Source organism: Mesorhizobium sp. ESP-6-4 (assembly GCF_020164735.1).
Taxonomy (GTDB): domain Bacteria; phylum Pseudomonadota; class Alphaproteobacteria; order Rhizobiales; family Rhizobiaceae; genus Mesorhizobium.
In genome coordinates this window covers 222,793-247,712 of sequence record NZ_JAIUGS010000001.1, presented here as the reverse complement: position 1 = coordinate 247,712, position 24,920 = coordinate 222,793, and the positions used below count along the sequence as shown (strand labels likewise).

The 24,920-nt window shown below is 63.5% G+C and carries 24 protein-coding genes and 1 pseudogene; 17 read left to right on the top strand and 8 right to left on the bottom strand.

Features of this window, described 5'->3' with window-relative positions; all coding sequences use genetic code 11:
- Positions 1-142: 142 nt before the first annotated feature.
- The 8 genes and pseudogenes from LB523_RS01195 to LB523_RS01160 form a co-directional block, all read right to left on the bottom strand.
- Entirely contained in the window at positions 143-388 is a 246-nt protein-coding gene (locus LB523_RS01195; protein WP_095768612.1) for a hypothetical protein, read from the bottom strand.
- A 192-nt stretch (positions 389-580) separates the two neighbouring features.
- Complete coding sequence (locus tag LB523_RS01190) at positions 581-943, bottom strand: hypothetical protein (protein ID WP_224600619.1); 363 nt, start codon at positions 941-943, stop codon at positions 581-583.
- Positions 944-945: 2 nt separating this feature from the next.
- The gene (locus LB523_RS01185) at positions 946-1,305 is read right to left on the bottom strand and encodes a hypothetical protein (RefSeq protein ID WP_224523017.1); all 360 of its coding nucleotides are present in this window, start codon (positions 1,303-1,305) and stop codon (positions 946-948) included.
- Positions 1,305-2,525, bottom strand: coding sequence for an Nramp family divalent metal transporter (locus LB523_RS01180; protein ID WP_224600618.1), 1,221 nt, complete (start codon positions 2,523-2,525; stop codon positions 1,305-1,307). The genes LB523_RS01185 and LB523_RS01180 overlap by 1 nt, the downstream gene beginning before the upstream one ends.
- The gene (locus LB523_RS01175) at positions 2,522-2,824 is read right to left on the bottom strand and encodes a hypothetical protein (RefSeq protein WP_224600617.1); all 303 of its coding nucleotides are present in this window, start codon (positions 2,822-2,824) and stop codon (positions 2,522-2,524) included. Before LB523_RS01175 ends, LB523_RS01180 begins: the two co-directional genes overlap by 4 nt.
- A gap of 757 nt (positions 2,825-3,581) precedes the next feature.
- Positions 3,582-3,900 (bottom strand): annotated as a pseudogene (locus tag LB523_RS01170) (electron transfer flavoprotein subunit beta/FixA family protein); the annotation flags it as partial.
- 36 nt (positions 3,901-3,936) lie between these two features.
- Complete coding sequence (locus tag LB523_RS01165) at positions 3,937-5,154, bottom strand: NAD(P)/FAD-dependent oxidoreductase (protein ID WP_224600616.1); 1,218 nt, start codon at positions 5,152-5,154, stop codon at positions 3,937-3,939.
- A gap of 14 nt (positions 5,155-5,168) precedes the next feature.
- Positions 5,169-5,933 (bottom strand): HpcH/HpaI aldolase family protein, encoded by a 765-nt coding sequence (locus LB523_RS01160; protein WP_224600615.1) that lies wholly within the window; start codon positions 5,931-5,933, stop codon positions 5,169-5,171.
- 109 nt (positions 5,934-6,042) lie between these two features.
- Between LB523_RS01160 and LB523_RS01155 the strand changes: the two genes are divergently transcribed.
- The 17 genes from LB523_RS01155 to LB523_RS01075 all read left to right on the top strand — a co-directional run bounded on the left by LB523_RS01155 (position 6,043) and on the right by LB523_RS01075 (position 24,919).
- Positions 6,043-6,933 carry a 2-hydroxy-3-oxopropionate reductase gene (locus tag LB523_RS01155; RefSeq protein ID WP_224600614.1) on the top strand — a complete coding sequence of 297 codons (891 nt, stop codon included), beginning with the start codon at positions 6,043-6,045 and terminating at the stop codon, positions 6,931-6,933.
- Between the two features lie 3 nt (positions 6,934-6,936).
- On the top strand, positions 6,937-7,749 hold the full coding sequence (locus LB523_RS01150) for a shikimate dehydrogenase family protein (RefSeq protein ID WP_224600613.1): 813 nt from the start codon (positions 6,937-6,939) through the stop codon (positions 7,747-7,749).
- Positions 7,742-8,548: an SDR family NAD(P)-dependent oxidoreductase gene (locus tag LB523_RS01145; protein ID WP_224600612.1), complete on the top strand. Its 807-nt coding sequence runs from the start codon at positions 7,742-7,744 to the stop codon at positions 8,546-8,548. The genes LB523_RS01150 and LB523_RS01145 overlap by 8 nt, the downstream gene beginning before the upstream one ends.
- A gap of 10 nt (positions 8,549-8,558) precedes the next feature.
- Entirely contained in the window at positions 8,559-8,906 is a 348-nt protein-coding gene (locus tag LB523_RS01140) for a RidA family protein (RefSeq protein WP_224600611.1), read from the top strand.
- Positions 8,907-8,982: 76 nt separating this feature from the next.
- Positions 8,983-9,771, top strand: coding sequence for a FadR/GntR family transcriptional regulator (locus LB523_RS01135; protein WP_224600610.1), 789 nt, complete (start codon positions 8,983-8,985; stop codon positions 9,769-9,771).
- Positions 9,772-10,050: 279 nt separating this feature from the next.
- The gene (locus LB523_RS01130; protein WP_224600609.1) at positions 10,051-10,761 is read left to right on the top strand and encodes an SDR family oxidoreductase; all 711 of its coding nucleotides are present in this window, start codon (positions 10,051-10,053) and stop codon (positions 10,759-10,761) included.
- A 10-nt stretch (positions 10,762-10,771) separates the two neighbouring features.
- Positions 10,772-11,521, top strand: coding sequence for an SDR family NAD(P)-dependent oxidoreductase (locus LB523_RS01125; RefSeq protein ID WP_224542944.1), 750 nt, complete (start codon positions 10,772-10,774; stop codon positions 11,519-11,521).
- A gap of 80 nt (positions 11,522-11,601) precedes the next feature.
- On the top strand, positions 11,602-12,549 hold the full coding sequence (locus tag LB523_RS01120) for a LysR substrate-binding domain-containing protein (RefSeq protein WP_224523045.1): 948 nt from the start codon (positions 11,602-11,604) through the stop codon (positions 12,547-12,549).
- Positions 12,550-12,637: 88 nt separating this feature from the next.
- Positions 12,638-13,672, top strand: a complete 1,035-nt coding sequence (locus LB523_RS01115) for an amino acid ABC transporter substrate-binding protein (protein WP_224600608.1) — start codon at positions 12,638-12,640, stop codon at positions 13,670-13,672.
- 84 nt (positions 13,673-13,756) lie between these two features.
- The gene (locus LB523_RS01110; protein WP_224600607.1) at positions 13,757-14,920 is read left to right on the top strand and encodes an amino acid ABC transporter permease; all 1,164 of its coding nucleotides are present in this window, start codon (positions 13,757-13,759) and stop codon (positions 14,918-14,920) included.
- An 11-nt stretch (positions 14,921-14,931) separates the two neighbouring features.
- Positions 14,932-16,005 (top strand): amino acid ABC transporter permease, encoded by a 1,074-nt coding sequence (locus tag LB523_RS01105; RefSeq protein WP_224600606.1) that lies wholly within the window; start codon positions 14,932-14,934, stop codon positions 16,003-16,005.
- Between the two features lie 9 nt (positions 16,006-16,014).
- Positions 16,015-16,770, top strand: a complete 756-nt coding sequence (locus LB523_RS01100) for an amino acid ABC transporter ATP-binding protein (RefSeq protein WP_224600605.1) — start codon at positions 16,015-16,017, stop codon at positions 16,768-16,770.
- Positions 16,771-16,820: 50 nt separating this feature from the next.
- Positions 16,821-18,227 carry an FAD-binding oxidoreductase gene (locus tag LB523_RS01095; protein WP_224600604.1) on the top strand — a complete coding sequence of 469 codons (1,407 nt, stop codon included), beginning with the start codon at positions 16,821-16,823 and terminating at the stop codon, positions 18,225-18,227.
- Positions 18,228-18,340: 113 nt separating this feature from the next.
- Entirely contained in the window at positions 18,341-20,011 is a 1,671-nt protein-coding gene (locus LB523_RS01090) for a thiamine pyrophosphate-dependent enzyme (protein WP_224600603.1), read from the top strand.
- Complete coding sequence (locus LB523_RS01085) at positions 20,008-22,104, top strand: hydantoinase/oxoprolinase family protein (protein ID WP_224600602.1); 2,097 nt, start codon at positions 20,008-20,010, stop codon at positions 22,102-22,104. Before LB523_RS01090 ends, LB523_RS01085 begins: the two co-directional genes overlap by 4 nt.
- On the top strand, positions 22,101-23,717 hold the full coding sequence (locus tag LB523_RS01080; protein WP_224600601.1) for a hydantoinase B/oxoprolinase family protein: 1,617 nt from the start codon (positions 22,101-22,103) through the stop codon (positions 23,715-23,717). Before LB523_RS01085 ends, LB523_RS01080 begins: the two co-directional genes overlap by 4 nt.
- Positions 23,717-24,919, top strand: a complete 1,203-nt coding sequence (locus LB523_RS01075) for a pyridoxal phosphate-dependent aminotransferase (RefSeq protein WP_224600600.1) — start codon at positions 23,717-23,719, stop codon at positions 24,917-24,919. Before LB523_RS01080 ends, LB523_RS01075 begins: the two co-directional genes overlap by 1 nt.
- The last annotated feature ends 1 nt before the right edge of the window (position 24,920 follow it).

Genomic DNA, 24,920 nt, shown 5'->3' with positions numbered 1-24,920 from the left:
GCCTGGAGACCTTTTCCAGTCGAACACGTCGAAGCCGATCACAGTTATTCGTCGAGAATCCGGGCAAGTTGCGCAAAAGACAGATTATCGAGAAGGCACCGATTGCTGCCGGGAGGCCCTGGGGTTGCCGCGGAAGGCGGTCCTACTTGGAACCTCGATTCTTGTTATGGGCACTTTCTTGATTTTTGCCGCGAAGGATATTGCGATCGTCTGGATCGACCAGGTCAGGCGTATCGCCCCTGAGGCTCGACCCCTTCCGCCGTGCCTCGCGCTCCGCCGCCGACCGCTTCAGCTCCGCTTTGGCCTCGAATTCCTTGGGCGCGTTCTTCGTATTCTCACGCTTCTCGATGACACGTATCTGCTGATCGTGGGTGGTGCGTCCAGTCATTGCTCGCTCCTGTCTTTTTGACGGTAACGGCAGTTGGACTCGATCGTTCCGCATAGGAGGAGTTTCCTTGGGCAAAAATGCAATATGGCAAGAGTAGCGGCCTTGCCGTCGGCAAGTCCGCGCTCATCTGGACAGACGGCGCGCCCGCGGGTCGGTGCAAAGCGTCTCGGACGACATCGGAAGACCGCTGCCTCAACTGTCGCGCTGATGGACGGGAGCGGGACTTGTGCGAGAATTGCCAATATCTTCGAATCCCGAAAGCTCGTTATCCGAGCTGAGCAGCCGCGGGTGCGCCGGATCGGTAATATCGAGCTTGTCCCAAGGTATGCGATAGAGGCCCGACCTGCGACGCAGCTTGAAAAAATCGAGCAATGCGGTGCCGACGGTCGACGCGGACAGACGTTCGAACGCCGCGAAGATGCCGATATGGAATTCGGTGACGACGAGATCGTCACCATCCTGCTCGGCGATGATCTCCTCGATGTAGCCGATGCTCTTGCCGCTTTCTGAGCACACGCGCCGACCGGCCAGATGCTCGAGGTTCACATTCGTCATTGTCAGGCTCCCGGGATCCGGCCGACGACGTGATCGCGCAACCAGTGCTGCCAGGCAAAGATCTTCGTCCTACGAACGTCGATATCGAATTCGATGTCGACACCGATGTCGCGCACCTTGTGCCACGCGATCCGGTGCGGCCGTGCCTGGCGCTTGCCGCCAAGCTTTGCCGCGAGCCGCGCGGTCCATCGGCCTGGCTGCGCGCCAAGCCGACGCGCCAGCGCGATCGAGCCAAGCTCGATCGCAATGACCCTGGGCGGCTTGCCTTGCCTCAGCTCGGCGACCAGGCCATCAACCTTGCCGATCTTGACCTGCTCGCGGTCGACGACCTGCTTGTCCAATATATCGCGCAGCAGCTGCATCATGTGCCTCCGAATATCTGCAGCGGAATGGTCACCACCGCCAGCACGAAGCCGAGCGCGATGACGAAGATCACGGCCGCGTTCGAAATGACACCGTTGCGATGCTTGCCGACATAGCGGTCGTCGTTCAGCAGGAAAAGGAACGGCATGACCGTCAGCGGCAGGCTGGCCGCGGTCAGCGCCATCGAGAAGATGGTGAGCTTCAACGGGTCCAGACCGAGCGCTATCGGGACGGCGGCGAGGAAGAGCGTCAATGTGTAGACGAGGCTGAATCCGGGATCATCGCGCGGCTTCAGATCCTCACCCCATGTCCAACCGAATCCCTGCGCGACCAAATAGGCCTGCTGCAAAGCTACTTCGAGAGCGGCTCCGAAACAGGCAATGCCCAGCGAAGCAACGAAAAGGACGAAGCCCCAGAAGCCGAAGATCGGGATCAGCATCAGCGGAAGCTGGTTATAGTCATCCACCTGGTTCACGCCATGGGCGCCGAGCACAAGCGCGGCCACGATCAGCACGGCGATCGAGATTGTCCCTCCGAAGCCCATGCCAAGGCCGGCAATCGCCCGATTGGCGCCGAGGTAACTCTTGTCCCATTGGTCCTCGATCGCGCCCGACGAATAGAACATGAAAAGATAAGGCGAGATCGATGCGCCGAGAATGCTGACGGCCATGAACCAGTAGGTCGCCGTGTCGTGCTGCGGCAGGCTGGGCACGGCCCCGACCGCCACCTCTTTCCAGTCGGGGCGGAGCATCACCGCCCCGACCACGAAGCAGAGCGTGACCAGGCCAAGCATCGATACCCCTTTCTCGATGAGGCCGAACGTGCCTTTCCACAGCAGCAGCCAGGCAAGGAAAGCGACCGGCAAGGCCCACCACTGGAAACCGATTCCTGTGGCAAGCTCGGCGGCAATGGCAACGCCGCCTATCTCGGCGGACAGCACCAGGAAGTTGACCAGCAAGACCGTAAGCAGCGGCCAAATGAAAGCATGAAAGCCGAAACGTTCGCGAATACCGTCGACAATGGTGTGATGGCTCACGGCGGCGAACCGGCCAGCCATCTCGACCAGGAAGGCTATGCAGACGGTGCCAAGTACAATGGCCCAGATGAGCTGGTAGCCGAACAATGCACCGGCCTGCGCCGCCGTCGCCATCGAGCCGACCTCCAGGAAGCCGCCGACGCTGGTCACGACACCGAGTGAAATTTCGAGCAGCTTCTTCATTGCTGCTGCGCAAAATACTGGCGATAGGCCGCAGCGAGATCCGCTTGCGCGGCGCGAAGATCCTGCCGCGCCTGTCTGGCCTGGATCTGCTGTTCAGCCTTAACGGCGCGCTCGGCCGCGGCTGCTGCGATCGTCAGCCGGCCGACCGCCGACTTCAGCGCGTCGCGCCTTGCGATATCGGATGAGGGGGCCGATTGAACTTGCCGGTCGGCGTCACCAAGCGTGCCAGCAAAGGATTGCAGGGCCGCAGATGCATAGTGCGGCGGTGCGGCGCCGGAAAGCCAGGCATCGATCACCAATACCGCCGCCTCCGCCGTCGAGGCGGCAAGCTTCGATTGCTGTTCGACGGTTTCAGGTGAGGAGCAGGAGGCAAGCGCCAGTGCAAGCACCGGCAGTAAAAGCAGACTCCGCCAGGCAATGCTGCTCAATTGCTTCCTCTCGCTGCTTTTTCAATCATGAAGATAAGGCAGCGTCGATCGGAAGGTTCCACTCACTTGGACGGCAGAGTCCGTTGGCGCAGTTCCGGCAACTCGTCTACCAATGAGTTGCTCAACTTCGCTTCGAAAGCTGTAGTCATCGACCTGCCAGCTCGAGCGCTGGCGAAGACCTTTTCTCATGCAGCGAGACGGCTTGAGGACACGATGGGGTGGCTCGACTTTGACAGTGCGACCCAACAGAAGAATGCATGATTGATCGAACGATTTCTAAGCCTGAAGGTCGACCCAGAGTACCCTCTGACCTGACGCGACACATCGATGGAACATCTCGACGCAGATCGGCTCCACGCTGTCATTGAAGCCATTTTTGAGCTGTTCGACGCTCTTTGGAGCTAATCGAAGGGAGCTAATCGAAGCCTTCCATTTTCGCCAGAAGAGAATGCAACATTCAGGCCCGCCATCATGGGGACTATGGGTCATTCGTCAAAAACCGTGACGGACAACTACGTCCGCGAAACAAACAAGAGCCGGATCGCGGTGGATATCGCTCGCGCCAGAAATGATCGCGAGGCGAAAAGCGATGCAATGAAGCAGCCAGCTGTCCTGCGAGTCGGCAAATGATCAAATTGGCGACGCCCAGCGGCTCGGTCTGCTCGTCGGTCTTGACCAGGATGGCACGGTCGGCGCCCATGGCGAGCGCGGTGCGCAGCGTCTCCTGCGCCTGCTGCGGGCCGATCGAGACGAATGATCTCTTCAGCCTGGCCGGCTTCCTTGATGCGGATGGCTTCCTCGACCGCGATCTCGTCGAACGGGTTCATCGCCATCTTGACGTTGGCAAGCTCGACGCCCAGTCCGTCGGCTTTCACCCGGACCTTGACGTTGGCGTCCACAACCCGCTTCACAGGCACAAGGATCTTCGTTTCCGTTTTCCCTGAAATCAATTGGGAGCGCTGGTCGGCTCAGTTTGACACGGCTCAAATCACCGCTTCTTCGAGAAACGGTTCATTCCGCGGTATGCGCTCGTAGCTGAACGGCGACAGGTCGAGCGTCTGAAAAGCCCCGTGGACAATCAGCTCCGAGACCGCCCGGCCGACGGCCGGCGACTGCTGCAGGCCATGGCCGGAGAAACCGTTGGCGAACATGAAGTTGGTCACCTCCGGGTGGAAGCCGACGATACCGTTGTGGTCGAGCATGTTGTATTCGTAATGGCCGGTCCAACTGGTCTGCACCTTCAATGCGTCGAAGGCTGGAATGCGGTGCCAGAGCGCCGGCCAGATGTAGTCGTCGAACTCTTCAAAATGCATCTCGAAGTCGTCATAGTCGGCCGGCCCGTCGCCCTGCGGCGTGTTGCCGGTGAGGAAAAGCTCGCCTTCCGGACGCACGAAGGTGCCGGAAAGGTCAATGACATTGGGCATCCTGCCCGGAATCGGATTGGCGCTGGCGAAGACGAAACTGTAGCGCTTGTAGGGCGCGACCGGGATGGAAATGCCTGCCATGGCTGCGACCTGCTGCGCGCGTGGGCCGGCCGCATTGACCAGCGTTCCGCAGGCGACCGTCTCGCCGGTCGCAAGTCGCGCCGCGACGACCCGACCGTCAAGGACGTCCAGCGCCGTCACGGCATTGTCGATATATTCGACGCCGCTCGCGCGCGCCGCGCGGCGGAAGCCGTTGAGCATGCCCATCGAATCGAACCAGCCCTCTTCGCGCGAACCCCACGAACCGCCGCCGAGGTCGTCGACATTCAGCCAGGGAAAACGTTCTTTCAACGCGCCCGGTCCGAGGAAGACGGTGTGGGCCCCGAGGCTGCGCTGCAGCTCAACCCGCTCACGCGCCGCGTCCACGCCTTCGGGCGAGCAGCAGTAGAGATATCCGTGTTCCTTGAAGCCGAGATCCGGCGCCTGCTCATTTGGGTAGAATGGGGCCATCCGCTCCTGAAAACCGCGGATGATCTCGATGCCGAACTGGCTGATCTTCACATTGATCGGGTTGGAATACTGCTGGCGGATTGCGCTGGTGGAGAGCGCCGTCGAGGAGAACTCGTAGCTTGAGTCGCGTTCGACCACGAGGATCGACGCGCCGCTGCCCAGCGCCTGGCTCAGCCAATAGGCCGTGGATGAGCCGATGACCGCACCGCCGACGATGACTATGTCATAGGCGTTGCGCGAAGGGGCTCTGTAGGGTGGAACCGCCACGACTGTTCTCCGCTCTATTGGTTGAACGAGGCGATCAAGGCGTCCGAGCCCCGCGCCAGCAAACCAAGATCCGATCCGACGGCCACCATGGTGAAGCCGTCGGCGAGATAGCGGTCCGCGTCTGCTTTTACCGGAGCCAGGATACCGCTCGCCTTGCCTGCCGAAGCCGCGGCCTTGCGCACGGATGAAATCGCCTGCTGCACATGCGCAGCGCCTGGATTGCCCATCGCGCCCATGTTCGTTGAAAGGTCGCCTGGCCCCACGAAGAGAACATCGACGCCCTCGACCGCTGCGATCTCGGCCGCATTGGCGACGCCGGATTCGTCCTCGATCTGCACGGCCAGCAGCTGCTGCTCGCGTGCCTTGGCGTGATAGCCGGCGATGCGCCCGAACGCGTTGGCGCGGTGACCGACCGAGAAGCCACGGAAGCCGCCAGGCGCGTAGGTCATCGCGGCGACGATTGTACGCGCCTGCTCCGCCGTGCGCACGTTCGGGATCATCAAGCTACGGGCCCCGACATCCAAAGCCTGCTTCATGAGGTTGGCATCATCGGACGGCAGGCGCACCACTGCCTCACAAGGAAACGCTGCCGCGACCTGAAGCTGCGCCATGATGCTGCGCAGATCGTTCGGGCTGTGTTCGCCGTCGATCAGCAGCCAGCCCGTCCCGGAGCCGGCGACGACCTCGGTGGTCAGCGCCGAAGCCAGCGAGCACCAGATACCGATGTGGGGTTTGCCCGCCTGCACGGCAGCCTTTAGCGAATTGACACGCTCCTGCATTTTGCGATCGGTCTCCAATGAGAAGAAGGTGCATTGAAATTTGTATGATGTCCTATATCATATGGCAAGCTTGGCCTGCAAGATGGCTCTGGCCGCAACGGAGTTGCAAATGAAGATTGGCTTTATCGGACTGGGCGTCATGGGGGCGCCGATGGCAGGGCATCTCGCCGACGCGGGGCATGAGGTCGTCACGGTGCTCAACCGCTCGCCTCTGCCTGCAGATCTGCGAGCATCGGTCGTCGCCTCCGCCGCTGAGGTGGCGCGAACCGCGGAGATCGTCATCACGATGCTGCCCGACACGCCTGACGTGGAGCGCGTCCTGTTTGGCCAGAACGGCGTGCTTGAAGGGATATCCGCCGGCAAGCTGGTCATCGACATGAGCTCGATCAGCCCGATCGCCACCGCCCAATTTGCAGCGAAAATCACGGAAGCGGGGGGCGGCTATCTCGACGCGCCGGTCTCCGGCGGCGAGGTCGGCGCCAAGGCGGCGAGCCTCACCATCATGGTCGGCGGACCGGCCGCCGAGTTCGAGCGCGCGCTGCCGATCTTTGACAAGCTCGGCAACAACATCACGCTGATCGGTGAAAAGAACGGCGCCGGCCAGACATGCAAGATCGCCAACCAGATCATCGTCGCGCTCAACATCGAGGCGGTTGCCGAAGCGCTGGTCTTTGCCGGCAAGGCCGGCTGCGATCCGGCGAAGGTGCGCACTGCCCTGATGGGCGGCTTCGCCTCATCGCGCGTGCTTGAAGTGCATGGCGAGCGCATGATCGCCCGCGCCTTCGCCCCGGGTTTCCGCATCCGGCTGCACCAGAAGGATCTCGGTCTTGCGCTCGAAAGTGCTCGCGCGCTTGGCGTTGCATTGCCGGGCACGGCAACGGCGCAGCAGCTGATGAATGCCTGCTCAGCGCGAACCGCCGGCGCGGACGCCGACCATTCGTCACTCGTGCGGGCGCTCGAAATCCTGAGTGATCACGAACTGTCAAACGGAAAGGAATAACCGATGCGCGGAACCGGCAAGGCCGACATCTTCGTCATGCTGGCCCATCCCGTGGGCCATGCGAAGAGCCCCGGCATATTCAACGAGATCTTCGAGCAGAAGGGGCTCGACAGCCTGATGGTGCCGCTGAGCTGCCGTCCGGAAGATTTCGACACTTTCTGGGCCGGCATCACGGCGGCCGAGAACATCAAGGGTGTGATCATCTCCGTGCCCTATAAAGTCCCGGTCTACCACAAATGCGCGGCCGCTCACGACCGCGCCGCGCGTGTGCAGAGCGCCAACTCGGTGCGCCGGCAGGCGGACGGTAGCTGGTATGCCGACAATTTCGACGGCGTCGGCTTCATCGATGGCTTGAAGGCAGGCGGACACCAGATCGCCGGCAAGCGCATCCTCCAAGTTGGCGCCGGCGGCGCCGGCTCCTCGCTGACCTATTGCCTGGCAGAAGAAGGCGCGGCGGAGATACGGCTGGCCGACATCGACCGAGACCGCGCGCAAAAGCTTGCCTCGCTGGTCAACAAGTCCTTCCCCGATTGTCGCATCGAGATCGGAGAACCCGATCCGTCCGGCATGGACATGGCGATCAACGCCACGCCGTCCGGGCTGAAGGCCGGCGATCCGTTGCCGATGGATGTGGGCAAGCTGACGCCGGAGATGACGGTGGTCGACATCATTATGGAGCCCGCCGAGACGGCGCTGCTCAAGGCGGCGAAAGAGATCGGTTGCCGCATTCAGCCCGGACGCCCGATGATGGATTTCCAGGTCGAGGCCATGGCCGAATTCTTCGACATCGAGCGGAAGGACCACCGCCATGGCTGATATATCGAGCGCCGTCGTCATCGGCGGCACGTCGGGCATCGGCCGCGCGATCGCCGAGCGCTTTGCCGGGGACGGCTATCAGGTGGTCGTCGCCGGCCGTGAAAGCGTCCGTGGCAAGGAAACGGCGAGCGCGTGCGAGAGCATAGGCGCGCCGCGAGCCCTCTTCGTCCGGACCGATGTTGCCGATCCCGTCTCCGTCGAGGCGCTGGCGACGGAAGTCGTGAGCGCGTTCGGCACGCCTCATGTCGTCGTCAACTGCGCCGGCATCCTGCAGAGCGGCAAGCATGTGCTCGACCAGGACCTCGCCGAAGACGAAAAGATGTGGCGCATCAACTATCGCGGCACCCTGCTCGGCTGCCAGGTGTTCGGCCGGCTGATGTCGGCGGCCGGGCGCGGGGCGATCCTCAATGTCGGCTCGCTTGCCTCTTTCGCGCCGCTGTCGCTGCCGGCCTATACGCCGGGAAAACATGCGGTGCTGGCTCTCACCCAGATGTTGGCCGCCGAGCTCGGCCCGCATGGGGTACGCGTCAATGCCGTGGCTCCAGGTTACACGCTGTCGGACGGGCTGAAAGCAAAGATCGCCAAGGGCGAGCGCAACCCCGAAGCCATCCAGGCGACCACGGCTCTGCGCCGCTTCGTCGAGCCGCGCGACGTTGCCGAGGCCGCGCTGTTCCTGTGCTCCGACCTCGCTGCCTCGATAACCGGCGTGACCCTGCCCGTCGATGCCGGCTGGCTCGTCCAGGCGCCCTACGCGCAGTATCTGCAAGGCAATCCCATCCGGCTGACGCCGGCTACCTGAGAGAGAACCCGTGACCGACATCCAGCGCTTCGACTTCGACACCCGCGTTCATCACGGCGTCATCGACAACGGCACGCTTTACCTGACCGGCCAAGTCGCCAAACCGGGTCAATCCGCGTCCGACCAGATGCGCGAGGTGCTCGGCAAGATCGATGCCTTGCTCGCCACGGCCGGCACCGACAAGACCCGCATCCTTCACGTGCAAATGTGGCTGGACGACGTGCGCGATTTCGACGAGGTCAACACGGTCTGGGATGCCTGGATGCCGAAGGAGCACGCGCCGGCCCGCTCCTCCGGCGAGGGCCGCATGGCCAAGCCCGGCATGCTGGTCGAACTGATCGTCACCGCGGCGGTTTGAATGGTCCTGCCGGTTCGGGCATCATCCCGAATCTGAGCTTGAACGGCCCTGATCTGATTTGAACGGAAGGACCTCAATGACGAAACGCAAGCCGCTTTCCACCCTGGTGGCGGAGAGCTTGGCCGAAAAGATCCGCTCCGGTCAGTTGCAGCCCGGCGCGCAACTGCCGACCGAGGCGGAGCTTTGCGCCGAATACGACGTCAGCCGCACCGTCGTGCGCGAAGCAGTGGCGCGGCTGCGCTCCGAGGGTATGGTGGTTCCGCAGCAGGGGCGCGGCATGTTCGTTAGCGAAACGCCGACCCCGCGCAGTTTCTCGATCCCGGACGAGGCACTCAGGACCCTGCCGGAAACCATCGCTTTGCTTGAACTCAGACTGAGCGTCGAGGTGGAATCCGCCGGGCTCTGCGCGGAACGCCGCACCGACAAGGAAGCAAGCGGCATCCGCGCCATAATGGATGACATCGACGCGCAGCAGGCCGACCCCGCCGCGGTCCAGATCCATTACGATTACGACTTCCACCTCGCGATCGCCAAGGCGGCGCGCAACGAATTCATCCACGGTTTCCTTGCCTATCTCGGGCCGATGATCGTGCCGAGATTCCAGCTCGGTTATGTCGTCGAGCCTGCCCTCAAGGACAGCTACTACGCGCGCATCCACAGCGAGCATAAAGCCATCGTCGATGCCATCGAAAGGCAGGATGGAGGCAAAGCCCGACAGGCGATGCGCAAGCATCTGCAGAACAGTTTGGGACGTGTGCGTGCGCTTGCCAAAGCCTCGGGCGTCGAGGCAACCGAGGCCGAGCAGAAGGCCGCGGCGGCCTCGCTTTTCACCAAGCTGAAAAAGCCTTTGCCGACCGCCGGGTAGGTTCACCGACTTCGATGTCGTTTGCCCCTGTCGCCGCGCGGGCGGCCGGTTGTTTACGAAAGCCATATTTTTTCTCAGTTGGCGATCGGAAATCCGCCTTCGCGGGTTGAGGACATTGTTTTCCTTGGGATAGCAGCGTTTGTCGCCGCATAGGCACGCCGAAATATTTCAGCCGCCGAAAGGCGTTCGAAAGTTTATCTTTCCTTTTTGCTGCTTTTCTTGGTTTCGCGGCATCGGCTCAGGCCGCAAACTAAAGCCCAAGCAATCGGGGAAGCCCAGGTGACGACAGCCTTCATAACAGGAGCGACGAGCGGCATAGGGCGGGCGATGGCAATTGCGCTGAGCGACGCCGGCTACGACGTCTATGCCGTCGGTCGCAGCCAGGCCGCGCTCAAGGAGCTACAGGCCGAGCGTCCGGGCATCGTGCCGATCGCCGTCGACGTTACCGACCGCGAGGCGCTGGAATCGGTGCTGGCCGATCTCACCGTCGACGTCTTGATCAACAATGCCGGCATCATGCCGCCGCTCGGCAATTTCGCCGATATGAACATCGCCGACATCGACACCACGCTCGAGGTGAACCTCAGCGCCGCGATCCTGCTCACCCGCCTCGTCGTGCCGCAGATGCGCGAGCGGCAGTCGGGCCATATCTTGTTCACCGGTTCCGTCGCCGGCCACACGGCATTCTCCAACATCGCCGTCTACGCGGCCACCAAGGCGGCGATCTCCGGCTTTGCCGGCGCGCTGCGCGCTGACCTCTCTGCGTCCGGCATACGCGTCACCGAGATCGTCGCCGGCCGTGTCGAGACGCAGCTCTATGAAGACATCCTCGACGCCAAGGCGCGCGAGGCCATGTACGCCAGCAAAGTGGTGCAGCCCGATGACGTGGCCAGGATGGTAGTTGCAGTGCTCGCGCTCCCGGCATGGGCCGACGTTACCCGTTTCGACATCATGCCGACCTGGCCGACCTCGCCGAGCGGCACCAAGTAAGGAAAACAGGATGAAAGACCTTTCCGTTCTGATCGTTGGCGGCGGCGCAGGCCTCGGCGCTCTTCTCGCCCGCATGGCCGTGGAGGCCGGGGCGACAAAGATCGGTGTCATCGACATCAACCAGGAAGCAGCGCAGAGCGCGCTCGATCCTGCAAAGGCCAAGAGCCTGCCGACCGCAGCGGCGACTTGCGACATCCAGGTCGGCCCGCAGTGCCATGCCGCTTTCGACGCCATCGTTTCGAAGCTCGGCCGCATCGACACGCTGATCAATTGCGCCGCCATCTATCCGCGCCGTCCGCTGCTCGAAATCACGGACGCCGATTGGGACGCCTCCAACGGCATCAACATCAAGGGCACCTATCACATGATGGTGGCCGCGGTTCGCCACATGCAGGCGCAAGAGCCGAAAGCCCAAGTGCGTGGCCGCATCGTCAACCTGACATCTGTCGACGCTTTTAAGGCGCATCCGCAGAACGCCCATTACGCAGCGACGAAGGCAGCGGTCGTCAGCCTGACGCGGTCCTTTGCGCATTATGTCGCCAAGGACGGCATCCTGGTGAACTCCGTGGCACCGGCCGGTATGGCCACGGAGAAAGCGAAAGCGCTCGGCTTCCTCGAGGAATTGGCCAAGGCGAGCCCGCTCGGCCGCGGCGCCGAGCCGGCCGAAATCGCCGAATGGGTGCTCATGACCGGCGGACCCAAGAATACCTACATGACCGGCGAAAACGTCATTGTCTCAGGTGGTTACATCTACGCCTGAACCAACTTCATCAGCCCGGCCCGGCTGACATTCAGCAGTGCATGATCGACGGAGTCTCGAACGAAAGGAGGCGGAATTCTATGACCGGCAAGCTTCGCCTCCCATCGCTCAATGCGCTGCGCGTTTTCCACGCCGTCGCGCAGCACAAGAGTTTTAGGCAGGCAGCCGACGAGTTGCTGGTCACGCCGCAAGCGGTCGGGCAGCAGATCAAGCTCCTGGAGGACACGCTCCAGGTGACGCTGTTCGAGCGCAAGGGTCGTTCGATCGAGCTGACCGAATCCGCCATTTTGCTCTCGCACTACGTCAAGGCCGGCTTCGAGGAGTTTTCCGAAGGTGTCCGCCGCGTCACCAAGTCGAACTACCGCGACCGCATCAACCTCAATGCCAGCCCCTACTTCGCCACGCACTATTTGCTGCCCAGGCTCTCGCTCTTCCGCGAGATGCTGCCGGGCGCCGATCTGCGCCTGACGACGATGGTCGACCTGCCTGACTTCGGGCGCGACGACATCGATATGACCGTGCAGTGGGGCTACGGCAACTGGCCGGACTACGAAACCACGCTGTTGGTGCCGGATCCGAAGATCATTTGCTGCACGCCGGCGATCGGCGAAAAGATCAAGTCGGCGCACGATCTCACGAAGTTCACGCTGCTCGACACCGTCAAGTCGAAGCGCCTGTGGCCGGATATTCTGCGGCACCTTGGCGTCGAGCTGACGGATGGAGACCGCAGCATCAGCTTCGACGATGCCGCGACCATGCGTCGGGCGACCCTGCAAGGCATCGGCGTCGGCCTGGTTTCCGTGATCGATGCCGAGGAAGATTTCCGCTCCGGCGCGCTGGTGGCGCCGATCGGCCGCGACGCCATTGCCGATATGAAGCCGGAGGAAGTGCCGGGTTTCTACCTCGTCGTTCCGCGCGGGCATCTGCGCGTGAAGGCGGTGGCAGCGCTCCATCGATGGCTCGCCCAGGAGGATTGGCGGAGCGACCTGAAACTCTCCTTGCCGAAACCGACCCCGCTTTCCGACTGAGAGGCGGCTTCGAGACCGAGTCCCGAAGACATCTTGCGGGGCTCCAACAACAAGAAACGGAACAACCTCAACAGTGGAGACAACAACTATGAAAATGATCAAATGGGGGGCCGCCGCCATGGCCCTGGGCCTCGTTCATCTGGCGGCGCCGGCTGAAGCCGCCGGCGGCAAGACGCTGGAGACCGTGAAGGCCCGCGGCGTGCTCAACTGCACCGGCCATGACGGCTCCTATCTCGGCTTCGCCGAAGTGGACGACAAAGGCAACTGGAAGGGCATGGACATCGACCTCTGCAAGGCGGTGGCGACCGCCGTGTTCGGCGATCCGGCGAAGCTGAAGGTCGTGCCGATCAGCTGGGCGCAGCGCTGGCCCTCGCTTCAGTCGGGCGATGTCGACATCATCATCAAGGCCTCGGGCGGCACACTCAGCCGCGACACCGAGCTCGGCCTGCAATTCTCGACGTCCTACTACCTCGGCACCACCAAGGTGATGGCGCATAAGGAGCTCAACCTGAAGTCGCTCAAGGATGCCAATGGCGGCACGATCTGCATTCCCGCCGGCACCTCGCAGGAACAGCAGGTCGCCGCCTACGCCCAGAAGCTCGGCATCAAGCTCGAGCCGGTGCTGATCGAAAAGACGGAAGAGTTGGAGCAGGCCTACTTCTCCGGCCGTTGCGATCTTTATGCGCAGTGGGGTCCGACATTGGCCATCGCCCGCATCGCCAAGAGCAAGGTCGAAGACCATGTCATCCTGCCCGACGTGCTCGCGGTAGAGCCGGAAGTCATGATCATGCGCCAGGGCGACGACAATTGGGTCGACATCGCCAACTGGACGCTGAGCACACTGATCTTCGCCGAGCAGGAAGGCATCACCTCCAAGAACGTCGACGAGATCAAGGCCAAGCCGACCTCGCCGCAGGTGGCGAAGTTCCTTGGCGTGACGCCCGGCATGGGCAAGGGCCTCGGACTCTCCGACGATTGGGCCTACAACGTGATCAAGAAGGTCGGCAATTACGGCGAGATCTTCGAGCGCGACCTAGGCAAGGACTCGCCCTACAAGATGGATCGCGAGCTAACCAACCTCTGGAACAATGGCGGCGTCCTGTTCCCGCTGGTGATCGACTGATCCACGTCTGACGGTGTTACCGCTCAAGGCTCCCGCCTGGCTTCGGCCGGGCGGGGCCGGCGGCAATTCGAGAAGGATTGGTCAATGGTCAGCCTGCTGAGAAATCAGAAGGTCCGCAGCGCGTTGTTGCAGGTCGTCTATGTCGGTTCGCTTGCGGCCCTAGTGCTCGCAGGCATCATCATCGCGCGGCGGAATCTCGCGGAGCAAGGGATCACCTCGGGATTCGATTTCCTCTACAAGTCGACGGGCTGGGACGTGAACTTCTCGTTGCTGCCGGCCACGGCCAATGATCCCTATTGGTGGTTCTTCCTCATCGGCATCATCAACACGCTGTTCCTGGGCTGCACCGGGCTGATCCTGGCAACGCTCGTCGGGACGATCGTCGGCCTGGCGCGGACCTCGTCCAACGAACTGGCGCGATTGCTCGGCCGCACCTATGTCGACATCTTCCGCAACATCCCGCTGATCCTCCAGGTCTTCTTCTGGTACGCTTTGATCACGCACCTGCCGACGCCGCGCGCTGCGCACGAAGCCTGGGGCTTTCTGCTGACCAGCCGCGGCCTCTACGTGCCGGCGCCGAATGTCGGCGGGATGGCAATGGCGCTGGCCACATCGGCCGTGATCGCCGCCATCGCGCTGCCGGTCTGGCTGGGCAGGACGTCACGGCTCAGCCAGCCGTTCGGCCAGCGTGCCACCATTCAGCTTGCCGGTGCTGCTGCGGCGCTGGCCTGCGCGGCCATCGTTTTGATGGTAGGACGTCTGCCTGACGCACCGCTGCTCGATTTCCCGGCCCTAGAAGGCCTCAACCTGAGGGGCGGCCTGCGCGTTCCGCCGGAATTCTCCGCCTTGGCTATCGCGATCGCCATCTATGGCGGCTCCTACATCGCAGAAATCGTGCGCGGCGGCTTCAAATCTGTCGGCATGGGCCAGATGGAAGCTGCACGCTCGCTCGGTTTGAGCCCATGGCGCGTCTTCACGCTGGTGCGTCTGCCGCTGGCGTTGCGGGCCATGCTGCCGATCCTTGCCAACCAGTATGTCTGGCTGATGAAGGCCACGACCATGGGCATTGCCGTCGGCTTCACCGACTTCTTCATGATCGTGGCGTTGACCATCAATCATTCCGGGCAGACCCTGGAAGTGATCGGCATCCTGATGGGAGGCTTCCTCGCCATCAATCTCAGCCTTGCCGCCGTCTTCAACCGCATCAACAAGGCCATTGCCCTTAAGGGCAATCAACTGAGGGGATGACAGAGATGGAGATGGTCATTGTCGCCCCCCCTGCCCCGGGCAGGCTCGAAGACCTGAAGCGCCGCTTCTTCGCGACGCCGCTCCAGGCGCTGCTGTCGCTGATCTCCTTGGCGATCATGGTCTCTATCGTCTGGAAACTGCTCAACTGGGCAGTCTTTTCTGCCGTCTTCACCACGAGTGGCGGGCCAGAGGCGTGCCAGGCGGCGGCAGGAGCCTGCTGGTCGGTCATCGCTGCCCGGTGGCGGATCATCCTGTTCGGCCTCTATCCCTTCGAGGAGCAATGGCGCTCCGCGCTCGCCTGCCTGACCGTGGTGGTGATGACGGTGCTGAGCTGTATTCCGGCCTTCTGGACCGGACGCCGGATCGCGCTGGTGTGGGGAGCAGGAGCAGCGTCGTACTACGTGCTGATGAAAGGCGGCGTGCTCGGCCTTTCCTATGTCGGCGAGGAAGCCTGGGGCGGGCTGGCGCTCACCCTCTTCATCTTCGTGACCACCTGTCTGATCGGCTTCCCGCTGGCGGTCTGCCTGGCGCTGCTGCGCCGCTCCGAGCTGCCATGGATATCCAGGACCACCGGTCTCATCATCGATGGGGTCCGGTCATTGCCGCTGATCTCGATCCTGTTCACCTTCGCCATCGTCCTGCCTTTCGCCTTGCCGCAGTGGATGGCGGGCGACAAACTCTACCGGGTGATCCTGGGTTCCGCCTTGTTCTTCTCCGCCTATCAGGCCGAGATCGTCAGAGGCGGCATGCAGGGCGTCCCGGCCGGGCAGGAAGAAGCCGCCATGGCGCTCGGCATGAGCTACTGGCAGCGTATCGGCCGCATCCTTCTGCCGCAGGCGATGCGCAACGCGCTGCCGGCCACGATCAACCAGTTCGTCATCTCGTTCAAGGAGACCTCGCTGGTGGTCATCGTCGGCTTCTTCGAGATCCTGGCCTCCGGCAACGCCGCCTATGGCACCGGCGAATGGCGCTTCGCCTATGTCGAGGTCTATGCCTTCATTGCCTTCATCTATTTCGTCTTCGTCTTCAGCCTGTCCCGCTACGGCGCTTACCTCGAGCGGCGCATGGCGGTCGGCGAACGCTAAGGAGGATGCATGGAATCGACGCTCCCGTCCGGCTCGGCCGTGCAAATCGAAAGTCTCGACAAACATTACGGGTCGTTCCACGCGCTGCGAAAGATAAACCTCTCCGTCGGGCGCGGCGAAAGGATCGTCATCTGCGGTCCGTCAGGCTCCGGCAAATCCACCCTGATCCGCTGCATCAACCGGCTCGAACAGCATGACGGCGGCCGCATCGCCGTGCTCGGCACCGAGCTCAACGACGACGTCGGCAATATCGACGGGATCAGGCGCGAAGTCGGCATGGTGTTCCAGCACTTCAATCTGTTCCCGCACATGACGGTGCTGGAGAACTGCATGATCGCGCCAATGATCGTCCGCAAGCGGCCGCGCGCGGAAGCCGAGACGACGGCCAGGCGCTTTCTGGAGAAGGTGCGAATCCCTGAGCAGGCGATGAAGTTTCCGAGCCAGCTTTCCGGCGGCCAGCAGCAGCGCGTCGCGATCGCCCGCGCGCTCTGCATGCAGCCGCAGATCATGCTGTTCGACGAGCCGACCTCGGCGCTCGACCCGGAGATGATCGCCGAGGTGCTCGATGTCATGGTGACGCTCGCTTCCGAAGGCATGACGATGATCTGCGTGACCCACGAAATGGGCTTCGCCCGTCGCGTCGCCGACCGGGTCATCTTCATGGACGGCGGCGAGATCGTGGAAGAGGCGCCGCCGGAGGCGTTCTTCACGTCCTCCCGAAATGAGCGAACTCGTCAGTTTCTGTCGCAGGTGCTGGGTCATTGAACAGCATCCCGGGAGATGCAACGTTCGCGCGCACATCAGCAGGAATTTCAATGACCGATCCCATAGTCGCCCTGCGCGGGATACTCGGACCGAAAGGCTGGCTTTCGGGCGATGATGCCCAACCTTACCAGCGCGATTGGCTCAACCGCTACGGCGTCCGGCCCGTGGGCGTCGCCCGCCCCGCCAACACCGCGGAGGTGGCCGCGGTCGTCAAGGCTTGCCGGCAGGCAGGATTGGCAGTCGTGCCGCAAGGCGGCAATACCGGCCTGTGCGGTGGGGCCGTCGCCGAGCAGCCCGACGCGGTTATCGTCTCGCTGTCGCGCATGACGGCAATCGGCGAGCCGGATCCGGAGAGCGGCTCGATCGCGGTTGAGGCAGGCGTCGTGCTCGCCGCGCTGCACGAGGCGCTGGAGCCGCATGGCCTGATGTTCCCAGTGCATCTTGGGGCCGAAGGCAGCGCCAGGATCGGCGGTCTGATCGGCACCAATGCCGGCGGCAGCCAGGCCTTCCGCTTCGGCATGATGCAGGATCTGGTCCTCGGCCTCGAGGTCGTCATGGCCGACGGCACGGTGTGGGACGGAATGCGCGCGGTACAGAAGGACAATGCAGGCTATCAGCTGCGCAAGCTGTTCTGCGGTTCGGAAGGCACGCTCGGCATCGTGACGCAAGCAATCCTCAGGCTCTATCCCTCGCCAAAGCAGCGGGCGAGCGCGCTGCTGGTGATGTCCGACTTCGCCGCCGCCGTGTCGTTCGGTGCGTTTCTGCGTGGCGAGGCCGGAGAGTTCCTGGCCGGCCTTGAGTTCTTTTCGGATGTCGGCCTGACGCTCGCGCTCAAGCATCTTCCAGACCTCGCCTATCAGCTGGAGACGCGGGGCGACGTCTATCTGCTCGTCGAGATGGCGTCGGGCTCGACGCGCGTTCCCCTCGACGACATCCTGGGTTCGGCGCTGGAATGGGGCATGGAGCAAGGCCTGGTCGTCGATGGCGCGCTGGCCAATTCGGGCGCGCAGCGGGCGCAGTTCTGGCGCCTGCGCGAAGAGCAGCCGGAAGGCCAGCGGCTGCAGGGCGAGCAGCTCAAGCACGACATCTCCGTGCCGCCGGGCGCGATAGCGCGCTTCATCGAGGCGGGCGCGAAACTATGCCACGAGATTCTTCCGGGCGTGCGGATCAACCCGTTCGGCCATCTCGGCGACGGCAACATCCACTACAATCTATCGCCGCCGGAAGGCCGCGCCGATTTCGATGGGAAAGCCGCGGCATTCGCTGAGGCGCTGGCCGCTTCAGCCACCGACATGGGCGGGAGCTTCGCCGCCGAGCATGGGCTCGGCCGCGCCAAGATCGCCATGGCCGACCGGAACAGAAGTCCGGTGGAGCGGGAGCTCATGGTACGGCTGAAGGATGCATTCGATCCGTCGGGCATGATGAACCCCGGTGTTTCGGTGCGCTCGCCGCTATAAAGAAAAACTTTCGAATGAACTGCATTTCTTGATTCCGTCCCGGCCTGCCGCAGTGCAGGTATAAATCTGAAAAGGCAGGCTCTGCTTGCCGCCAATCGTAAGGAAGCCGAAGCATGGTCCGCAATGGCGGTCGCCTTCTTGTCGAATGCCTGATCGCCTTGGGCGCGACCAAGAGCTTTGGCGTGCCCGGCGAAAGCTATCTCGCCGTTCTCGACGCGCTGCACGATACCAAGGGCAGGCTGGACTATGTGCTTTGCCGCAATGAAGGCGGCGCGGCGTTCATGGCCTCGGCCTACGGCAAGCTGACGGGATCGCCCGGCATCTGCTTAGTGACCCGCGGCCCAGGCGTGACCAATGCCAGCATCGGCATCCACACCGCGATGCAGGATAGTTCGCCGATGATCCTCTTCGTCGGCCAGGTCGGCACCGATATGAAGGGCCGCGAGGCCTTCCAGGAGATCGACTACCGCGCCGTCTACGGCACCGTCGCCAAATGGGCGGTCGAGATCGACGACGTTGAGCGCCTGCCCGAGATTGTGGCGCGCGCCTGGACCACCGCCTTGACCGGCCGGCCCGGCCCCGTCGTCGTCGCGCTGCCCGAAGACATGCTGACGACCTCGACCGAGGCCGCGCCGCTCAGCGGCCCTGCTTCGATTTTCGAAGCCGCTCCGTCGCAGGATGCCCTTTCGTCGGCGCTTGAGATGCTGGCTGCGGCCGAGAGGCCGGTGCTGCTCATGGGCGGCGCCAACTGGACCGCGGACGGACGCGCCGCGCTCCAGGCCTTCGCCGAGGCTTCCGACATCCCCGTCATTGCCGCCTTCCGCTACCAGGACCAGTTCGACAACCATTCGCCAGTCTTCGTTGGCGAAGCCGGCGTCGGCATGGTGGCGCATGTCAAGACGCTGATCCGCGATGCTGACGTGATCTTGGCTGTCAATGTCCGCTTCGGCGAGATGACGACCGACGGCTACACGCTGCTCGACGTTCCGGTGCCGCGCCAGAAGCTGATCCATGTGCACGGCTCCGACCGCGAAATCGGCAAGATCTACGTGCCCGCGATCGGCGTCCATGCCGGCCCGAACGCTTTCGCCAAGGCACTCACCCCGGTCAAGGGCGCCTGGGCCGGTTGGCGCGCGGCAGCGCGCAAGGCCTATGAAGCCACATTCGCGGCACCCGTCCAGCCCGGCCCGGTCGACATGGTCACGGTCACCGCCTGGTTGCGCGAGACCTTGCCGGCCGATGTCATCCTCACCAACGGCGCCGGCAATTTCACGGTGTGGCCGAACAAGTTCTTCAAGTTCGGGCCGGACGCGCGGCTGCTTGCCCCGCAATCCGGTGCCATGGGCTATGGCCTGCCCGCAGCCATCGCCGCGAAAGTCGCGTTTCCGCAGCGCACAGTCGTATGCTTTGCCGGCGACGGCGACTTCCAGATGAACTGCCAGGAGCTCGGCACGGCTATGCAGGCCGGCGCGCAGCCAATCGTGCTCATCATCAACAACGGCATATACGGCACGATCCGCGCGCATCAGGAACGCAACTATCCGGCCCGCGTCTCCGGCACCTCGCTGGAAAACCCGGACTTCGTGGCGCTGGCAAGGGCCTATGGTTTTCACGCCGAGCGCGTCGAAAGCACCGGGCATTTCGCGGCGGCGTTCCGGCGGGCCCAGCAGTCTGCGACCGGCGCCGTTCTCGACATCGCCATCTCGCCCGAAGCGCTCACGCCCCGGCAGACCCTATCCCAGATGCGCGACGCAGCACTCGCTTCGCAGAAGGCCACGGCATGACCTCCAGATCAGACGACATCCGCCTCGGCGCGGACATCGGTGGCACCTTCACCGACATCGCCCTCGATGTCAGGGGAACGATGTTTTCGACCAAGGTGCTGACCAATTATTCGGCGCCCGAGCAGGCGATCCTCGACGGCATCGACGTCGTCGTCCGCGATGCCGGAATTTCGGCAGTCGAGATCGGCATCATCATCCACGGTACGACGCTCGCCACCAATGCGCTGATCGAGCGGCGCGGCGCCAGGACCGCGCTCGTCACGACGGAAGGCTTTCGCGATGTGATCGAAATGCGGACGGAGAACCGGTTCGAGCAGTATGATCTGAACCTGCAGCTGCCGACGCCGCTGATCCCGCGTGAAGATCGTTTCACCGTCAAGGGCCGCATCGGCGCCGAGGGCCAGGAACTGCAGCCGCTCGACGAAGCAGCGCTGGAAGCAATCGCCGAGCGGATCTTGGCCGGCAATTTCGGCTCGGTGGCGATCGGCTTCATCCACGCTTACGCCAACCCCGACCACGAGCGCCGGGCGCGCCAGATCCTCGCTCGCAAGCTTACCATCCCGATCTCGATCAGCGCCGAGGTCTCGCCGCAGATGCGCGAGTTCGAGCGCTTCAACACGGTCTGCGCCAACGCCTATGTGCGGCCGCAGATGGCCGACTATCTCGCCCGCCTGCAGACGCGCCTCAAGGACATGGGCGCCGAGTGCCCGGTCTTCATGATCCATTCCGGCGGCGGCCTGATCTCGGTGGAAACTGCTTCTGAATTCCCTGTCCGGCTGGTCGAGTCCGGTCCCGCGGGCGGCGCCATTTTTGCCGCCGACATCGCTCGGCGTTTCGGCCTGGAGAAGGTCGTCTCCTATGACATGGGCGGAACCACCGCCAAGATCTGCCTGATCGAGGATTTTGCGCCGCGTACGGCGAGAACGTTCGAAGTGGCGCGCACCTATCGCTTCTCCAAGGGCTCGGGCATGCCGATCTCGATCCCCGTGATCGAGATGATCGAGATCGGCGCCGGCGGCGGCTCGATCGCGTGGGTGGACGCTATGGGCCGCATCCAGACCGGACCGGAGAGCGCCGGCTCGGAACCGGGCCCAGCCTGCTACGGCCGCGGCGGCAAACGCCCGGCGATCACCGACGCCGACCTGGTGCTCGGCAAGCTCGACCCCAACAATTTCGCCGGCGGCGCGATCAAGCTGGACATCTCCGCTTCCGAGCAGGCGATCCTGCGCGATGTCGGCGAGCGCCTGTCGTTGAATGCCATGTCGACCGCCTTCGGCATCTGCGAGGTGGTGGACGAGAACATGGCCAACGCCGCGCGCGTCCATGCGGTCGAGAACGGCAAGAACATCTCCGACAATCTGATGATCGCCTTTGGCGGCGCGGCACCGCTGCACGCGGCAAGGCTTTGCGAAAAGCTCGGCATCGACCAGTGCATCGTGCCGCGCGGCGCCGGTGTCGGGTCGGCGATAGGCTTCCTCAAGGCTCCGTTCGGCTACGAGGCGCTGGCCTCGAAACTGACGCGCCTTTCGCGCTTCAAGCCGGCCGAAGTCAACGCCCTGCTCTCTGATCTCAAAGCCTCCGCCGAAGGCTTTGTCCGCACCGGCGCCAGTGGCCAGATCGTCTGCGAGATCACCGCCTTCATGCGCTATGCCGGCCAGGGCTGGGAAATCCCCGTGCCGGTATCGGACGAGCCGTTCGGCGACGATGCGGCCGCCAGGCTCAAGGCGCTGTTCGAGACCAGCTATCAGCGCTTCTTCGGCCGCGCCATCGACGGGCTCGACGGGCTGGAGATTGAGATCGTCACCTGGTCGGTGAAGGCGACCGATATTCGTCCGGCCGGCACCAGGCACGAGCTCACCGCAGGCAAGAAGACCAGCCAACCGACGGCGACCCGCGCGGTCTTCGATCCGGCAACGGGGGCGCCGCAGAGCTACGGCATCGTCGAACGCGAGGCGCTGTGCCCCGGCGATCGCATCGCTGGCCCGGCCGTCATCGTCGAGCGCGAGACATCGACCGTTGTCACCACCAGCTTCGACGCCGTCATCCAGAGCGACGGCGCGATCCTCCTGACCCGCAAAGGCAGACAGGCATGAGCGATATTGGCGAGATCCGCATGCAGGTCATGTGGAACCGGTTGATCTCGGTGGTCGAGGAGCAGGCGCTCACGCTTTTGCGCACCGCCTTTTCGACCTCGGTGCGCGAATCCGGCGACCTGTCGGCCGGCGTGTTCGATCCGCGCGGCCAGATGCTGGCGCAGGCGGTGACCGGCACGCCCGGCCACGTCAACACTATGGCCGAAGCCGTGCTGCATTTCATGAACGAGATCCCGCGCGATCAAATGTTCGAGGGCGACACTTACGTCACCAACGATCCCTGGCTCGGCACCGGCCACCTGCACGACATCACCATGGTCTCGCCGTCCTTCCTCAACGGCGAGCTCGTCGCCTTCTTCGCCTGCACGGCGCATGTGGTCGATGTCGGCGGCCGCGGCTTCGGCGCCGACGGCAAATCGGTCTATGAGGAAGGCATTCAGATCCCGATCATGAAGTTTGCCGAGAAGGGCAAGGTCAACCTTGACTTGGTCCGCATCCTGCGCGCCAATGTCCGCGAGCCCAACCAGGTCGTCGGCGATTTCTATTCGCTTGCAGCCTGCAACGAGGTCGGCCATCGCCGCCTCGTCGACATGATGAAGGAGATCGGCCTCACCTCGCTCGACGGGCTCGGCGACTTCATCTTCTCGCGCACCCGCGACGCGATGCTCGAACGCATCGAGGCGCTGCCCAAGGGAAGCTGGTCGAACGAGCTGGTGACCGACGGTTATGACGAGCCGATCAAGCTTGCGGCCACCGTCTCGGTCCGCGACGACCATGTCGAGGTCGATTTCACCGGCACAGATCCGATGAGCCGCTGGGGCATCAACTGCCCGATCATCTACAGCAAGGCCTATGCCTGCTATGCGCTGAAATGCATGGTGGCGCCCGACATCCCGAACAACGCCGCCTCGCTTGCCTTCTTCACCGTATCGTCACCGGTCAACATCCTGAACGCCGTGCGACCGGCGCCGGTGGCCCTCAGGCATATTTTCGGCCACATGGTCCCCGATCTGGTGCTGGGCGCCTTCGCCAAGGCGCTGCCTGGCAAGATCCTCGCTGAAGGCGCCGGTGCTCTCTGGAACATCCACATTTCTGCGCGTCCTGTCGCAGGCGCGTCCGGTCGCCGGGCGGAAGTGCTGATGTTCAACTCCGGCGGCATGGGCGCACGCCCCGGGCTAGACGGCTTGTCGGCGACAGCCTTCCCGTCCGGCGTCCACACCATGCCGATCGAGGCCACCGAGCATACCGGCCCGATCGTCATCTGGCGCAAGGAGCTGCGGCCGAACTCCGGCGGCGACGGCGAATTCCGCGGCGGCCTCGGCCAGATCATCGAGATCGCAGCGACCGACGGCCACGAATTCGACTTCTCGGCCATGTTTGACCGCGTCAATCATCCGGCCCACGGCCGTAACGGCGGCAAGCCGGGCACTGCCGGCGTGGTCAAGCTCGACGATGGCACCAGGATGCGGCCCAAGGGCTGGCAGCATGTGCCGGCGGGACGCCGGCTGATCCTCGAACTGCCAGGCGGCGGCGGCTATGGCGATCCGGCCAAACGCCGTGCGGCCGCACGAGCCAATGATCGGTCCAAGGGTTACATCACGGAGAACGACTGATGAGCTATATTGCCTCGCGCCTTTCGGTGGTGAAGCCTTCGGCCTCGATGGCCGCTTCGCAGGCCGCCAAGGCGCTACGCGCCAGGGGTGTGGACGTGATCGATCTCGGCCTGGGCGAGCCCGACTTTCCGACGCCCCTCCACATCATCGATGCCGCGCATTTCGCAGCGAAAGCGGGACAAACCCTCTACACCGCCGCTGCCGGCACGGCCGAGGTGCGCCAGGCTGTGGCCGGCAAATTCCGACGCGAGAACGGCCTGGACTACACGGCCGATGACATCGTGGTGGCCAACGGCGCCAAGCAGATCATCTTCAACGCGCTGATGGCAACGCTGGACACGGGCGACGAAGCAATCCTGCCGGCGCCCTACTTCGTCTCCTATCCCGAAATGGTGAAGCTGCTCGGCGGCACGCCGGTCGTCGTCGAATGCCCGGAGACCACCGGTTTCCGGCTGACGCCAGCGCTCTTGGAAAAGGCAATCACGCCGAGGACGAAATGGCTCTTCCTCAACATGCCGGGTAATCCATCCGGCGCGGTCTATTCGGAGTCGGATTTGCGCGCACTCGGCGCCATTTTAGCCATGCACCCGCAAGTGCTCGTCCTCTCCGACGAGATCTACGAGCACATCCTGTTCGACGGGCGCGAGTTCGTTTCCTTCGGCAAGGCCTGCCCCGAGCTCAAGGACCGCACGCTGATCGTCAACGGCGTCTCGAAATCCTACGCGATGACCGGGTGGCGCGTCGGTTACGCGGCGGGACCCGCGCCGCTCGTCAAGGCGATGTCGACGATCCAGAGCCAGTCCTGCACCTCGGTGTGCTCGATCGCGCAGGCCGCGACCGTCGCCGCGCTCAACGGTCCGCAGGACGAAGTCGCGCGCTTCCGCCAGGCTTTCGAGAGGCGCCGCGATCTGGTCGTCAACGGCATCAGGAAGATCAACGGGCTGACGCTGTCGCCGCCGGAAGGTGCCTTCTATGCCTATATCGGCTGCGCCAGCCTGATCGGCCGCAAGACCCCGAAGGGCGTCGTGCTGGAAGACGATACCGCGGTTGCGAATTACCTGCTGAGTGAAGGCCGGGTGGCGTCGGTGCCCGGCGTCGCCTACGGACTGTCACCCTATTTCCGCATCTCGACCGCGACCAGCGAAGAGGTGCTGGCCGAGGCGATCTCGCGGATCAATACCGCCGTCTCGCAAGTGGAGTAAA

Bases quoted from the DNA above. Each gene is read 5' to 3' on its own strand.
- LB523_RS01195 (WP_095768612.1), bottom strand. From the start codon at position 388: ATGACTGGACGCACCACCCACGATCAGCAGATACGTGTCATCGAGAAG.
- LB523_RS01190 (WP_224600619.1), bottom strand. From the start codon at position 943: ATGACGAATGTGAACCTCGAGCATCTGGCCGGTCGGCGCGTGTGCTCA.
- LB523_RS01185 (WP_224523017.1), bottom strand. From the start codon at position 1,305: ATGCAGCTGCTGCGCGATATATTGGACAAGCAGGTCGTCGACCGCGAG.
- LB523_RS01180 (WP_224600618.1), bottom strand. From the start codon at position 2,525: ATGAAGAAGCTGCTCGAAATTTCACTCGGTGTCGTGACCAGCGTCGGC.
- LB523_RS01160 (WP_224600615.1), bottom strand. From the start codon at position 5,933: ATGCAGGAGCGTGTCAATTCGCTAAAGGCTGCCGTGCAGGCGGGCAAA.
- LB523_RS01155 (WP_224600614.1), top strand. From the start codon at position 6,043: ATGAAGATTGGCTTTATCGGACTGGGCGTCATGGGGGCGCCGATGGCA.
- LB523_RS01150 (WP_224600613.1), top strand. From the start codon at position 6,937: ATGCGCGGAACCGGCAAGGCCGACATCTTCGTCATGCTGGCCCATCCC.
- LB523_RS01145 (WP_224600612.1), top strand. From the start codon at position 7,742: ATGGCTGATATATCGAGCGCCGTCGTCATCGGCGGCACGTCGGGCATC.
- LB523_RS01135 (WP_224600610.1), top strand. From the start codon at position 8,983: ATGACGAAACGCAAGCCGCTTTCCACCCTGGTGGCGGAGAGCTTGGCC.
- LB523_RS01125 (WP_224542944.1), top strand. From the start codon at position 10,772: ATGAAAGACCTTTCCGTTCTGATCGTTGGCGGCGGCGCAGGCCTCGGC.
- LB523_RS01120 (WP_224523045.1), top strand. From the start codon at position 11,602: ATGACCGGCAAGCTTCGCCTCCCATCGCTCAATGCGCTGCGCGTTTTC.
- LB523_RS01115 (WP_224600608.1), top strand. From the start codon at position 12,638: ATGAAAATGATCAAATGGGGGGCCGCCGCCATGGCCCTGGGCCTCGTT.
- LB523_RS01110 (WP_224600607.1), top strand. From the start codon at position 13,757: ATGGTCAGCCTGCTGAGAAATCAGAAGGTCCGCAGCGCGTTGTTGCAG.
- LB523_RS01105 (WP_224600606.1), top strand. From the start codon at position 14,932: ATGGTCATTGTCGCCCCCCCTGCCCCGGGCAGGCTCGAAGACCTGAAG.
- LB523_RS01100 (WP_224600605.1), top strand. From the start codon at position 16,015: ATGGAATCGACGCTCCCGTCCGGCTCGGCCGTGCAAATCGAAAGTCTC.
- LB523_RS01095 (WP_224600604.1), top strand. From the start codon at position 16,821: ATGACCGATCCCATAGTCGCCCTGCGCGGGATACTCGGACCGAAAGGC.
- LB523_RS01090 (WP_224600603.1), top strand. From the start codon at position 18,341: ATGGTCCGCAATGGCGGTCGCCTTCTTGTCGAATGCCTGATCGCCTTG.
- LB523_RS01085 (WP_224600602.1), top strand. From the start codon at position 20,008: ATGACCTCCAGATCAGACGACATCCGCCTCGGCGCGGACATCGGTGGC.
- LB523_RS01080 (WP_224600601.1), top strand. From the start codon at position 22,101: ATGAGCGATATTGGCGAGATCCGCATGCAGGTCATGTGGAACCGGTTG.
- LB523_RS01075 (WP_224600600.1), top strand. From the start codon at position 23,717: ATGAGCTATATTGCCTCGCGCCTTTCGGTGGTGAAGCCTTCGGCCTCG.